Raw genomic sequence first — 14,367 nt, 5'->3', positions numbered from 1 at the left:
TCCAGGACACGCCAGACGTCGTGCAGCAGCACTACGGGCGCTTTCTGCCGCAGGACAAAGCAGCACTGGCGGCGCGGATCCTCAATCAGGTGTGGGAGGCCGCATAGTGTGGTGGCTGCCTCCCTAAGCCCATTGCAGGCATACCTGCAAAATGTGCGCGTCCGTCGTCTCGCTCTTGAACCATGTTGAACCAGACGCGGGCATTTTTGGATCTCGATAGATTTGATTTCCACGTACAATTCGGCCTCAGCGAAGGATCGCGGCAGCGCCAATCAGCCCCTACAATATTAGTGGCACGGTTCCGTATCGCAGCCGTGCCCGAAGCCCATAAGGTAACTCCATGCATGCAATGGCGGCTTCTCGCCGTTGAGGAAGTATTTCCCGAGGATGGAGTATTTTCCGCGAACCGGGTCATGAAGCGCATAGGTTCGGGCATCGGCGCCAATGCCGATTCAGTCTGTGCTCGGCTGGCGTCGGTCGCATGTGAGCGAGCTCAACCAGCTTATGGGTAGCCTAGATGGCGATCTCCGTGGAGAGTACCTCGCCACAGTCTGTCAACCTGCATCGAACATGCGCCCCATCCAAAGCGGCCTAGTTTAGGCGCCAAAGCAACGACCTTTGGCACTACTGCTAGAAGCTGGTCAACAGACGGAGGTTAAAGCGGTTTGGCGAATTGCCTTGGCTGTCCTCACCGCGCGCATATTCTAGCGACAAGCTAGCTGCCTTGTCTGAGCTACTCTGTGCCAGAGCGGTTTGGATGCCAAGACCATAGCTTGCCGCGCGTATCGTTCCGGATTCCGCAGCGGTCGGACTTTCCAGTTTGATAACGCCGCCAGCAGCGAAAAGATAAGGCGCAAAGACCACGGTGAAACCTTTATCTGTCAGTTGGGTGGTGCCGGTGAGCGGGTAGGCGACCTCCAGCCGCGCCAGAGCGCCTGCATCACCGTCCAGTTTGCCGGACGCGTAAGAGGACAAGCCGTCAAAGCCGCCAAGGGACATCTGTTCTGATGATACCAACGTTTGTCCGAAAGAGGTTTGCACACGACCGCTCAACGTGAATTGAAGCTTATCGTTGGCAAAAGGCTGGATATAGCGCCAATTCGCATCCAGCTTTTGAAAATCAGGCTCAGCCCCATCGCGCGACAACGGCAGCGCGCCCGTTCCTTCGCGTGCACCCAAAGCGCTCAGTCCAAAAGAGCCGGTCAGGCTGGCGGTGAAGACGCCGCCCCAGTCGTTCTGCCAGTTGAGAGACTGGCTCAGACGCAAAACCCGCAATCGATCTTCGGTGAAAGGAAGATCGCCGCCCGGTAGAACGACCGTCTGGCGCTCGCGCGTCACGTCGAAGATCAGATTGGTGGCAAGATCAAGATCGCGGCCGCGCCACCAGTCATAGTTCAGCCGGGTCGAAAAACGTTGAAAATGATCGGCTAGCGTGAAACCGGCGTCAGATTCTGGATGGGTTCTCGCATCTGTTCCCTCAAGGTTGAGGCTCAGTCCATCGATATCGAATGGAACAATGATGCCGGCGGCAAGCAGCCGGTTGCGGGGATCGCTGCTGAAAAATCCGTCGTCGCCGCCATGCGGATAGCCGTTGGCGCGAAGGTAGATTTGCTCGCCAAGCCCAAGCATATTGTTGAATTGAACGCCTGAGCCGACGCTGACGCGACCAAGTTCCTTCGATACGCCGTCATCGACCGAAAGGGTGGCCGATACCGCGTCAAAGCGCCCGTTCAGAACCAAGATCGTAGAGCCTGTGGTTGAACCGGCGCGGAGCGTGGATCGCAAGGTAACACCCGGTATGTCGCCGGCAAGCAGCACGCGGCGCTCGATCTCCCTTTTTTGAAGATGGCGCTTGCCGATCAACGGTGCGAGCAGTTTCTCAACACGTGGGCGGATCGACGTATCGAAGGCTGATGCGTCGATTGCCTCGATATAGCCGTCGGTGACGACGAGCTTGATCTTGCTGCCATTGCTGATGGTTTGTGGTGGCACGCTGACCCGCGCCAGAATATAGCCGGCATTGGCATAGGCCTGTTCAAGGTCGCGGGCGGCGGCAAAGATCTCCGCCCCTGAAATCTTGCGTCGCATTAGCCGCTGTTCGACATTTGCGTTTAGCTCGCGGAGTTCGGGAAAAGCGCCATCGATCTCGACTCCGGAGGGAGTGACGAAAAGCTTTTCCGCGCCGGCGGGCGCATTCAAACCTTGTGTTGCCGGGAGTTGAATTCGGCCCCTGCTGTTGACAAGGGGTTGCGGAGCAAAGGTTGGCGGTGTGATCTGGCTGGCCGTCTGGGCAAAGGCGGCAGGCTCCGATGACACAAACATCGGAATAGCGAGCAAGGCAGCAAAGGTCAGGTGAGACGTGTAACGGATGCGCATTATGAAGAAGTCCCTCACCTTACTGGCCCAATTCTTGCTCTAGAGTAGAGGTCGGATCGCTTGCAGGATTTGACGGTGCGGGCGTCGAAGTTGTCGAGGTCTTTTTGTCGGAATTGTTCTTCGCCACATGGAATGGGTCGGTTTCCTCACCAGGATCGTTTGTTTCGGTTGTGACGACTTGTGATTGTTGGGTGGTTATGAATTGCGTGATGATCGCTGTCGGGCTGGGTTCGCTTGTCGCCGGCGGTGGCGTAGGTGTCGCTTTCGTATCTCCTACGACCGCCAGCTTGCCGGGGGTGAAGCTGAAGCTATAGTCGCTCGGCGACCTCAACGTGCCTTGGCCGATGTCGTAAACTCCGGCCGGCGAACTGGCGTTAGCTGCTGATTGTGGACTTCCCAAAAGCTGGTCGCCGTTAACGAGGTTGCCGCTGGTGATCTTATAGCTGAAGGCAGGATTGGCTGCTCCGGGTGCGCGCGTGGCATCGTCGGCTTTGACCGCCAGTGCGCGTGGCACGATGGTTAGTTTACCGGGCTGGAAGCTGAGGCTGTAGTTCGACGAAAGCGACAGGCTTCCCGCGCCTATCTCGTAGCTGCCGATATGCGATGTTTTCGTGGCCGAAGAAGACAGAGCGCCTGTAGGCGTATCGCCATTGACCAGTCCCGAACCGCCCACTGTGTAGGCAAGGTTCGGCGTGTCATCGCCATAGACCTTGGAGCTGTTTGCCGCGGTAATGGTGACGGGCCGCCTTGTTACGGTCAGGATGCCGCCGAGATAGTTGACCTTGTAATTTGCGGAAGCACCAAGAGTGCCTTGGCCGATTGCATAGCTGCCGACATTGGAGGTGCTTGTTGCGGCCGTGGCAAGTTTGCCGCTCAGGCTATCGCCGTTGACGAGACCGTTCGCGATATAGGTGAAGGCCGGATTGGCGTCACCGTAGACGCGAGACAGATTGCTAGCAGTCACGGTGAGCGTTCGGGGCGTGATGGTCAAAAGGCCGCCGAGATAGCTGATGTTGTAATTGCTGTTGGCGAGACTGCCTTGGGTGATGACATAGGTGCCGACATCGGAGGAGCCTGTTGCGGCAGTGGTGAGGCTGCCTGTCAGGCTATCTCCGTTCACAAGACCGCTTGCTGTGTAACCAAGCGTTGGATTGGCATTGCCGTAAATGCGCGACACGTTATTGCCGGTCACGGTGAGCGTTCGGGGCGTGACGGTCAAAAGGCCGCCGAGATAGCTGATGTTGTAATTGCTGTTGGCGAGACTGCCTTGGGTGATGACATAGGTGCCGACATCGGAGGAGCCTGTTGCGGCAGTGGTGAGGCTGCCTGTCAGGCTATCTCCGTTCACAAGACCGCTTGCTGTGTAACCAAGCGTTGGATTGGCATTGCCGTAAATGCGCGACACGTTATTGCCGGTCACGGTGAGCGTTCGGGGCGTGACGGTCAAAAGGCCGCCGAGATAGCTGATGTTGTAATTGCTGTTGGCGAGGCTGCCTTGGGTGATGGCATAGCTGCCGACATTGGAGGAACCTGTCGCAGCTGTTGTAAGGTTGCCGGAAAGGCTATCGCCGTTCACGAGACCGTTTGCGGTATAGGTGAAGGTCGGATTGGAGTCGCCGTAAACGCGTGACAGATTGTTGGTTGCAACCGTGAGCGCTCGAGGCGTCACGGTCAAAATACCGCCGACATAGTTCAGATTGTAATTTGCGGATGCGCCGAGCGTGCCTTGGCTGATCGCATAGCTGCCGACATTGGACGCCCCTGTTGCGGCAGTGGCGAGGCTGCCGGTGAGGCTATCGCCGTTCACGAGGCCGCTTGCCGTATAGGTGAAGGTCGGATTGGAGTCGCCGTAAACGCGTGACAGATTGTTGGCTGCAACCGTGAGCATTCGAGGCGTCACGGTCAAAATACCGCCGACATAGTTCAGATTGTAATTTGCGGAGGCGCTGAGCGTGCCTTGGCCGACCGCATAGCTGCCGACATTGGAGGAGCTTGTTGCGGCAGTGGTGAGGCCGCCGGTCAGGCTGTCCCCATTCACAAGGCCGTTTGCGGTGTAGGTGAGGGCCGGATTAGCATCACCATAAATGCGTGACAGGTTATTGCCGGTAACAGTCAGCGTCCGAGGCGTAACGCTCAAGACGCCGCCCACATAGCTGATGTTGTAATTGCTGTTGGCTAAGCTGCCTTGGGTGATGGCATAGCTGCCGACACCAGAGGAAGTCGTCGCGGCGGTGGTAAGGCTGCCGGTAAGGCTATCACCGTTTACAAGACCAGTTGCCGTATAGTTGAACGTCGGGTTTGTGTTGCCGTAAGCTCTGGACATGTTATTCGCGGTGATCGTCATCGTCTTCGGCGTGACGGAGAGCGTGCCGCCGATATAGCTGATGTCGTAGTTGCTGTTGCCCAGACTGCCCAGAGTAATCCCATAACTGCCGACGCCGGAGGCATTTGTCGCGGCAGTGGCAAGGCTGCCGCTTAACAGGTCTCCATTGATTAAGCTCCCGCCGTTAATCGTGTAGGAGAAAGCCGGGTTGGCGGAGCCATAGACCTTGCTCTTGTCGTCCGCCGTAACGGTAATTTTGCGCCGATCGATATAGGCGCCATTATCCACGAAGCGAATGGGTGTGCCGGCTGCTGTCACGCCGCGGAAGCTGGAAAGGCCGATGCTTGCATAGCTTCCGGCAGCCGACGAACTGGTTAATCCGCCTGTTGATTGAATCGTGTAGGAACCAAAGCCGCCGTCATAATACGTGGTATTCGGCGTTTGGCCGTAAGTCCCTGATTGAGACACTCCGATAACACCGGAAACCCCGTAAAGCTCTGCATAGTGATTGGCATCCGGACGTGCCCAGCTAGAACTTTGAAACTGCCAGATGAAATTCGGGTCTCTCATCTGTGCTGTCGTCAGGCCATCGTAATCCGAAGAGCCGAATGAGTGACTTTGGCCGGTCGCTTCCTTGTCCCAGACCGAGTCGAAAATACGTGACGAATTGGATGTATCATATTTTGTGCCGACGAGACCGCCAGCGATACTGCCGGAAACAACAGATCCTGCAGCATAGGTGCGCATCAACGTGTCGTCGTAAATCATTCCGATCAAGCCGCCGGCGATCCAGGCAGCGCTGACATTGCCTGTCGCATAGCTGTCGCTGATGTTGTCTTCTTCGCTGTCTCCGATCAGCCCTCCGCTGATGCTACCTCCATCAAATCCCAATACATTCGCGGTCGAGTAGCTTTTGGAAATATTGCTCTGCGAACTATATGCAAAAAGGCCCCCGACACTGCCGTGCCCCGAAACGCCACCCGTCGTAAAGACACCTTCGATCGTTGCGTTAAATGCCGCACTTGCGAGGATGCCAGAATCGTATGCCGCATTGACGGTCGCATTGGTAATTCCGAGGTTGCGCACAACAGAGCCGGCATTGAGAACGTAGAACAAGCCGGCGCTATCTTGCACTTCCGGAGAGACGCGGTCTATCGACAGTCCATCGATAACATGTCCCAAGCCATTCAGTTTGCCAGAGAAGAAATGGGAGTTATCGCCAATGGGATCAAAGCCTACACCGCCGTTCCAGCTGGAGCTTGTCGTGGCGTCAACGTTGCGCCCGAGCGCGTAGTTGCCGGAGAGGTTGTTTTGAATGTTTTGCAGGTCGTAGACCGTGTTGACCAACATATAGCTGGTCAACGATGTATTGCTTCCGATGAAAGCCGAATAGTCCATCGGGGTAGTAAAGCTGGCTGCGTTGACAGTCGAAGCATCATTGCCGCTCGGATTGTAGAAGAGATTAACTCCGCCGGGCGCGGTGGCTTTGACGCCGCCGGCGAAGCTGACAGTGCCTGCCCCGGTGCCGCTGTTGTCTGCACGGAGCGCGATAGACGATCCGTTGCCACCCGTTAGGTTCGCATCGACAGAAACGTTGCGATAGGCCGACAATGTAAGGCTTGAGCGACTATTCCAGGTCACAGGATCAACCACCGTGATATCACCGGCCTGCGTGCCTGCCGATCCGGCTGCGCCTGTGGTGATGGTGACATTGGCCTTCGATAGCGCGTCCGTCAGGGTCGCGGTGCCGATCACGCTGTCATTGCCGGTGGCGGTAAGGCCTGAGGAATTCTGCGCCGGAGCATTGGCGATGGTGACGTTATAGGGATCGAGTAGAAGATTACCGAAGCGACCGCTGTCTGACGTCAGGTCGACGCTGCCCTCATAATCGAGTCTTGCCTTGCCGGAGACCTCCGCTTCGCCGCCCGAGCCCTGTCCTGCCCCTCGGGCCGAGATGGCGCCATCGAAGCCGGTGATAAGGTCGGACCAGATCACCACATCGCCGCCATTGCCGTTGATCGTGGCATCAGCTTTGATCGTTGAACCTGTATCGACTTCGGTTGTTTCCGCCGTCTGCGTCGCGCCACGGCCTTGGCGCGCCCCGCCGATGAGAATCGTGCCGCCGCCGGCCGAACCGGATGCGTCGACCTGCGCTTTGTTAAGGGCGATGCTTTGCCCGGTAATGGTGATCTTCCCGCCTTTGCCGCGTGAGGCCGTTGCCTTCACCTTACCGGAAACGGTAACCTTGCCGCCGTCACCGCCGCCAATGACGATCCTGCCCTGGGTGCCGCCAATTGTCGTGGCCTCCACCGATCCCGGCAGATTGATTGCATGGCGCGCTGCATTGCGCGCGGTCGCCGCCGACATGACCACCTGACCGCCGGTTGCGGAAATCTTGCCGCGGTTTTCCATCAGGGTTTTGTCGTCTGTCCTGTTTGTTGGGGCAGCGACCTGAAGGAATCCGTCGCCGGACAGATCGAGTGTTGCTTCCTCGCCCGACCCAAGTCCAATTTTGCCGGTCTCCACCTCGATCAGTCCATCATTGGCGACCGCTCCGCCAATCAGCGCCCCATAGCCGCCGCGCCCGATACGGATCGTACCCGCATTTGTCACGTCAGCGGATGCGCCGTTGCCCTTGAACTTACGCTTGCCCGACAGGAAGTCCTGATCGCTCGTGTCGAGGCTGGAAGCGACGAAACCACCGCCGACGCTCACGCTGCCGCTTGCCGTAATCGCGATTCCATTTGGATTGATGAGATAAACCTGGCCATTGGCTTTAAGAGAACCGGCGATGGTCGACTTTGTCGATCCGGTCACCCGGTTAAGAATGGCCGAAGAGGCACTGGGTTGAAGAAACTCGACTATGTGGTCCTTGCCTATCGAGAAGCTGTTCCAGTTGACGATGGCGTTTTGAGACCCTTGCGTGATCGCCATGGATGTGCTGGTGGAGCCGATAGATGCGCTGCCCGCCGCAATACTCGCTCCGCTTGGGAGGTCACCGGCAAGCGCCGGAGACATTGACAGAAGCGTCGACGTAAAAACCAACGCGGTAGTCGACTCAAGGTGACGGCGCAACCTGAAAGCGCGGTATCGTAGCATGCAAAAGCCCCTCGGATATCAATGCCCCCGCTCGCGCTTCCCTCGTAAGTTTGCAAAAATCGAATGCTGCCTATCTGGTCGCGAGCGAGGAATATCTGGAGGCTATTGGAGAAGGCGTAAAGCACAAAATTTGCACCTATTTTTCTGACCATCATAGTGCCCTATTAGGGCGCACGCTTACGGGACGCCCGGCTAAGTTTCCATAGATAAACTAGAAGAATCCCAAAATGATTATGATTGAATATCAATAACTTGACCCTTCACGCTTCGTATTGCCGGAAAAACGAAGAAGGATTTGTTCTTCGCTGCCAGGCATCAAAGACGGTCCTGTGAGACTGCAAATTCGGCGAAATCATCCCAAAAATGGTGGCGAATAGATTTGTGGCTATGTGCTCAACCTAATCCAGTTTCAGTAGCTTCAACCACCTACGCTGTAACATTCCATGAGATGTCGGTGACTGTCATTCTCGCAGTATTGGGAACAGAGAAAAGAGGATGCTTTGGAAGGATTCCCTGGCCTGTATGAAGGTGTTGCTAACTTTGCGAACATCGAAGTCTGGAAGCGCGCGCGGTCTCTCCTCAACGATCCACGGCTCCGGACCGTTATCCTTGCCTACTGTCGCGATATGAGCATTCCATCACCAATCAGCTGGCCATCGCACAAAATATTCGGCCAAAAATTCCGCTATCTCACATCGTTCATTTTAATTGGGAACTATGTGCGGTGGCTCGATCATGCAGAGCGCCTTCCAACCCTGACTGCGCTTCAAGAAAGTGTACCTGCAAGTCCGCGGCAGGTGGCGGATCTCATCAAGGATCTTCGCCTCGGCGGTTATGTGCAGGCCATCCCGTCACGGCATGATCGCAGAGCCACTCTTCTAGCTCCGACCCCTGCCCTGCTTTTGGAGGTCGCTCAATCGCCTTTGGCGTGTCTGGCGGCAGCAGAAGCGCTAGGACAAGCGCATCCTGGAACAGGGGCTAAACTTCGCGCGGAACCACACTTGCTTGCAAGGTGGATAGGCGAATCCGTCAAAGATTATCTGATTGCCGATACACTCTTCATGCCGTTCCCGACGATCGTAAGCTTCAGCGAGCGGGATGCCGGCTATATGATCTTAACGGCGGTGATGGGTTCCCATCATGCCGATCTCTCACCAGAGGAGGCTTGGGAGCTAAACCTGAAGCGCGAACCTCTTGCCCGACGTTTCCATGTGTCTCCCCAGCATATAGGAAATATATTCAATGAAGCGAAGGCAGATGGTCTTTTTGAGGTTCGTCGAAGTAAGGTCGCCAAGATGAACGCCGATCTGCGGACCGAGTTCAACACCTTCGTGTTGGGGCAGATCATTCATTACGCCCTTGTTGCGGGTCGTATCAACGATATGTGCCCCATGTCTGACGATCGACTGACTAGCTTTTCGTGTTGAGGTCCGGCTTCATATAATGCGGGGCAGGCAGCGTTGATTGAATGTTAATGGCGCTGGCAACAAGCAAACCCATAGAACCTGAATCGTGAATCTCACCGTCCGGCTCGAAGCAGTGACATTGTGAGCAAGTAAGGGCGTGCTAAGCGTGCATCAACTTCGGGCTTCCCCCCGGCTGATGTGTCGTGGCTTTCCCACGGTCATCAAGTAGGAATAGTCGGTAAAGCCTGCAAGAAGATCCTTGTCCGCACGCGTCAAATCGGTAAGGCTTTTCGAAATATGCTGGGAGTAGGCGTGTGGATCCGTTAAGCGCGAAGACCCGATTGCTCTTCCCACCACTGTGCAGGATAACTGACGCTCAGTCAGCCACCGTCGTTGTGGAGATCAGCTCATGGAAGGGTTCGTCGGAGAGCGACTGGTTCGAACCCAGCTCTTGAAGGGATGTGAACCTTCCGCCCCGCAATGTGTCTCAGCTAGTTTGCCCCTGCATTTATGTCAAGTCCGATGACACTTGCAGAAGAGTACGGCTCCCGCTACATTACTGGCTATATATCCGGAGGATCCGATGGCTAGTTCTCAGACACGTGCAATTCAGAAATATAGGAGCCGCCTGGGCGACCGCGGCCTTGCTCGTTTCGAGGTGCTTGGACGGGATAGTGACCGGAGCCTGATCAGATCGTTAGCGCGCAGGTTAGCAGAAGATGGCCCGGAAGCAGCTAGTTTGCGTGCTATTGTAAGCGAAACGCTTGCCGGAGAGCCGCCTAAAAGAGGTGGTATCCTTGCAGCTCTCCGCCGATCGCCCCTCGTTGGAGCAGACCTCAAAATCTCACGTTCACACGAAGAAGGTCGAGAAATCGATTTGTAATGCGTTATCTGCTCGACACGAACATTCTCAGCAACATTACAAAGCCCAAACCGTCAGCGTCACTATTAACGTGGATGGCTGAGCAAGCTGACGCTGACTTATACATCGCATCGCTCACCATCGCTGAAATACACCGCGGAATTCTGGAGAAGCCGGCGGGCAAGAAGCGTGTCGCTCTAGAAGCCTGGTTTGCCGGTAATGAGGGGCCACGCGCACTCTTTGCCGGCCGCATACTTTCGTTCGACGAAAATGCAGCGCTCATCTGGGGCGAGTTGATGGCACAAGGGAAGGCGGCAGGCCGCCCAAGAAGTGCGTTGGACATGATTGTCGCGGCCATTGCCCAATCCAATAGCTGTATTGTTGTGACCGACAATGAGCGAGATTTCCACGGAGTCGAAATCATCAATCCCCTCCGGCAAAGCGCAACCTAAAACCGCCGGCAGTTTTAAGCTCTTGATGGAACGTGAACCTGCGGTCCGCCGAGTAATTGAAGCTAAAGCGTTGAAATGAAGACAAGATGTTGTCAGTGGCATTCAGTGGCGGCGTCCTGTGTGAAATCGCTGCTGATAGCCTCTAAGCTATGCGGTCGAAGACCGGCGATGAAAACGTGATCTCTCCAACAGATTCCACCGTTCGGTAAAATGCAGGATGGCCTGTTCCTCGCTGGTAAGCCCCAGCACTGCATCGACAACGCAAAGGCATAACCCGCTCCCGCCAGAGCATCAGACCGTGCGGTCGTATCTGGCTGCGGGAAATCTTGTGGCTAAGCTCAGGATTCAATACGGACCAAAGCTACCATCGCAAAATCGGCGCAACCAGAGGCGATAAAGCCATCGGCCTTTACGGCTTATATGCCGCTAAAGGTGCCGAATGGAATTGTATCCCACCTTTCTTCCACCTTCCCTCCAGAAATTACATACAAGCCGTCCATGCTTTGCAAAACCGCCTCGCTCTGTGTTGGCCGAAAGAAAGCAAAGTCATCTACTTTGTCGGTACTGTGCTTATGCAAGGCCATCATCTGCTGGTTTGAGGATTTGCCCCAAAGCCAATTTTCCTTCATACTGGCTGGATAAACTGGCTCTGCCATCCAATTGCCTCCGTAAAGGAAGCAACTGCGTTTCGGGAAAAGACGAAGTCTCTGCATAGTGGCAGTAAGGACCGACGGGCCGGGTAGGTGCGCGTCGCCAATCTTCAAAATAGGTGTAGCTATGAAAGCTGCGGGTTGGAGCGACGAAAGGTTAGCGACGTCGAAGTCGGCCGGTTTAACGAAGGCTGAGCCTATGGATACCTCTGTGGCAACACCCTGCGGATGATGGCTGAAAGCAGTTTTGCTACCGCCCGTGTTGATGATTCGACGGGCATTCTGCGGCAAAATCTTCACAAACTCCGCAAGCCTAGCATCCACGAACGATCTTTCCCGCGCACGACCGGCAAAAACAGGAAGCTGGGGGATATGTGCGTCATATGCCATCAGCCCTTCAATTTTCAATTCAGGCATGAGCGATACTCGTTCCACAGCAGAAGCCAGCATCTTAGTATTCCTGAATCCGCCTCTGTGCATGCCCACATCGACTTCGAAAGCGATACGGACAGAAAGACCAGACTGCGAAGCCAAATTTGAATATTGCTCCAGTCTGGTGAAGGTATCGATCAAAAAGACCGAGCGGCGGAATAGATCTTGAATCACATATGCCGTCGCCGTGCGTAAGCAAGATGACAGAGCGGCTACGGGCATTGGTTTGCCAAAAAGAATATCCACTTGCGGGAACGCTTCCAAAACTGAAAGCGCCATGGGCAAGTGAAAGCTCATTACACGCGCCGTCTGGCATCCAGCCATGATGTGCCGCATCAGCGGGACCGAAGGCAATGACTTATCAACAATCCTGAGTGCCGGGCCCTTTGCCAATCCCTTTAGAATGACATCGATGTTGTCGTCCAGTTTATCGCGGTCGATGAACAGGAGGGGGTGATGGAGGCCGGCTTCCCGAAGCGCAGCCGTTGCTCGCTGGAAATAGTCCTTGTTCATCAAAGCGCTATTCCAAGGAGTTTCGACAGATAGGGCGAGACGAAGCGGCCTTCAGGGTCCATTTCACGGCGCACCTCCATCGCATCGTTGAAGCGCGGATAGACGGCAGCAAGATCCGCCGCTGTCATGGTATGGAGCTTGCCCCAATGTGGGCGTCCGCCGCGGCGACGAAAAATAGCTTCGGCAGCACGGAAGAAAGCGGAATAGTCTTCACCGGCGCCATGGTGCACAGCAATGGAGCAGGTATCGCGGCCATAAAACGGGCTGAGCCAAAAATCGTCGCGTTTGACGGTGCGAACTTCAATTGGGAAGTAAATTTGTCGGAAGCGCGTTTCAATGAGTTTGATTATTTCCGTAAGCGCTAATGCTCCCTCCTCAAAAGGAAGGTGGTATTCAGTCTCGTTGAATTTCGATTGTCGATCCGTAACGTAAATCTTCATCCACTCGCCGACATGCTCCTCATCGGACAGCTTTGCCATTGCGTGGCTGATTAACATTCGTCTGATGGTCGGAAACGATTTCAAATAGTTACGCAACGTTTTCAGTGTCGCGATACCAGCCTCGTCCTCTGCTGTGGCTGAGTAATCCCCGAGGTTGTCCGTCTTGTCGAGCATCTGCACCAGCGCATGCCTGGCAAAGGGAACGATAAAAATCTCGGTTGAGCGATGTCTCGACATCAGGCTCTCGAAACTGTCGAGCGTTGCGGTGATCGGCAGCATCGTCCGCTTCCGGCGCAAATTATAGCTTGGCACATTTTGCATCGTCACAGCAGTGACCGCGCCGAAGATACCAAGCCCTACTCCCGTTGCATTGATCATTTCCTGATCGCGCGACGCTTCAAATACCCGTTTTTTGCCGCATCCATCCACAAAGTGAATGGCGCGGAGCTGGGTATGATAGGCGCCCAGAGTTAGGCCGGAACCATGCGTTGCGGTGGCCAATGCCCCCGCCACAGATTGCTGGTCGATGTCTCCCATATTAGGTAGCGCCTGCCCTAGCCCTGCCAGCATCCGAGTAAGATCGCAAAGCTTGGTGCCGGCTCCGATAGTGGCCGTGCATTCGGCCTCATTGTGATCGATCAAGCCTGAAAAGGCTGACAGATCAAGAATGGTGCCGGTTGTTGCAACGAGTGGTGTGAAAGAATGCCCTGATCCCACAGGCCTCAAGGGCGCTGGCGCATTGAGAACTGCATTGCCTAACTGCTCTTCAGTTAAAGGACGTGGTATCTGCTCGACCTTGGATTCGACTGTACCTGCCCAGTTGCGCCAAACCTGCGGGCCTTCGATCGGCTGGAAATCGGTAAGCAATCTTTTCGGACCACGTAGCACTGTCGTCTCCTCTCGCCGCTGCTGGCCTGCGGACTAGCTTCGTCCAAGCAGGTTCATCAGAATTTTTATGGTGAAGCCGTAAGGTGGCACGGCAAGCCATGCTGGATTGAACAGTCGTACCTTCGTAACACCACATGCACGCGAGAAACGCTTAAAGCTGTCATGGCCTTGGTAGGCACCAAGCCCGCTTGGCCCCATGCGACCGAAAGGTACGTCATTCTGCACAGGGTGGAAAAACGCTCCGTGGACGGAGACGCATACGATGTTTTCGAGCACAGAGGGCTCGCTGACCTGTCCTCTGCGAAGAGATTGAGCCCAAAGGACCGGAAGTCTCTCGTTGAAACTGACTGCGCCGCGAAAACTTCACTCCGATATACCCGATTTTACCATGCTCGGGAGGTTGCGGTGTAGATGACCGAATACCATGACCGCACAGACTGCAGCCAGTGATAGAGGCAAGAGGCATGAGTAGGAAAAGGCTGCAGCACCGGCCGCGGAGAAAATCGGGCCCGCCACAGCGGTCCCAACCGTCGCACCGATGATGGCGATCACCAGGATGCGCGACATAAACGAACCGTCTGGATCATTCTCTGTCAGCACGCCAGTGACGAAGGGCGTCACGATGTAAAAGCCGATATTCACCAGCACCTGCGTCACCAGAAAGACGCTGGCTGTGAAAATATGAAACAGATAGTAGATCGAGACCGCCATCATCAGGAAGCCGAGCATCACGCAGGCCAGGCGCTTTGCTTTATCCTGTGTCATTGCGGGGATGACGGCCCCGATGAAACCCGCAAGCGAAGACATCGCCAGATAAAGTCCGGCCTTAGCATTATCGAGCCCGATGCGCTCTGCGACATAGCCGCAGATCGCCCATTGCCCTGCCTGTACCGCATACACCATGAACACGATGATCATCGCTAAAA

The 14,367-nt window shown here is 55.5% G+C and carries 8 protein-coding genes and 1 pseudogene; 3 read left to right on the top strand and 6 right to left on the bottom strand.

Going from position 1 to position 14,367, the window contains the following annotated elements:
- Positions 1-287: 287 nt before the first annotated feature.
- The 3 genes and pseudogenes from VQ830_RS28030 to VQ830_RS28020 form a co-directional block, all read right to left on the bottom strand.
- Positions 288-543 (bottom strand): annotated as a pseudogene (locus VQ830_RS28030) (hypothetical protein); the annotation flags it as partial.
- 87 nt (positions 544-630) lie between these two features.
- Positions 631-2,376: a ShlB/FhaC/HecB family hemolysin secretion/activation protein gene (locus VQ830_RS28025; RefSeq protein ID WP_337271433.1), complete on the bottom strand. Its 1,746-nt coding sequence runs from the start codon at positions 2,374-2,376 to the stop codon at positions 631-633.
- A gap of 19 nt (positions 2,377-2,395) precedes the next feature.
- Entirely contained in the window at positions 2,396-7,798 is a 5,403-nt protein-coding gene (locus tag VQ830_RS28020; protein WP_337271432.1) for an MBG domain-containing protein, read from the bottom strand.
- Between the two features lie 500 nt (positions 7,799-8,298).
- On the opposite strand from VQ830_RS28020, the gene VQ830_RS28015 reads away from it, so the two are divergent.
- The 3 genes from VQ830_RS28015 to VQ830_RS28005 all read left to right on the top strand — a co-directional run bounded on the left by VQ830_RS28015 (position 8,299) and on the right by VQ830_RS28005 (position 10,518).
- Positions 8,299-9,225 (top strand): MarR family transcriptional regulator, encoded by a 927-nt coding sequence (locus VQ830_RS28015; protein ID WP_337271431.1) that lies wholly within the window; start codon positions 8,299-8,301, stop codon positions 9,223-9,225.
- Positions 9,226-9,787: 562 nt separating this feature from the next.
- On the top strand, positions 9,788-10,087 hold the full coding sequence (locus VQ830_RS28010) for a hypothetical protein (RefSeq protein WP_337271430.1): 300 nt from the start codon (positions 9,788-9,790) through the stop codon (positions 10,085-10,087).
- Complete coding sequence (locus tag VQ830_RS28005) at positions 10,087-10,518, top strand: type II toxin-antitoxin system VapC family toxin (protein WP_337271429.1); 432 nt, start codon at positions 10,087-10,089, stop codon at positions 10,516-10,518. Before VQ830_RS28010 ends, VQ830_RS28005 begins: the two co-directional genes overlap by 1 nt.
- Positions 10,519-10,934: 416 nt before the next feature.
- Here the strand turns inward: VQ830_RS28005 and VQ830_RS28000 are convergent, their stop codons facing one another.
- From VQ830_RS28000 to VQ830_RS27990, 3 genes are all read right to left on the bottom strand, one after another.
- A complete protein-coding gene (locus tag VQ830_RS28000) occupies positions 10,935-12,113 on the bottom strand; it encodes an alanine racemase (protein ID WP_337271428.1) in 1,179 nt (392 codons plus the stop codon).
- Positions 12,113-13,441 (bottom strand): D-arabinono-1,4-lactone oxidase, encoded by a 1,329-nt coding sequence (locus VQ830_RS27995; RefSeq protein ID WP_337271427.1) that lies wholly within the window; start codon positions 13,439-13,441, stop codon positions 12,113-12,115. The genes VQ830_RS28000 and VQ830_RS27995 overlap by 1 nt, the downstream gene beginning before the upstream one ends.
- A gap of 363 nt (positions 13,442-13,804) precedes the next feature.
- Positions 13,805-14,367 (bottom strand): MFS transporter (locus tag VQ830_RS27990; RefSeq protein ID WP_497812709.1); only part of this gene is annotated, 563 nt, incomplete at its 5' end.

This window comes from Oryzifoliimicrobium ureilyticum (assembly GCF_037199735.1).
GTDB lineage: Bacteria > Pseudomonadota > Alphaproteobacteria > Rhizobiales > Rhizobiaceae > Rhizobium > Rhizobium ureilyticus.
The sequence above is the reverse complement of the archived record's forward strand: the minus strand, read 5'-3'. Positions and strand labels throughout refer to the sequence as shown.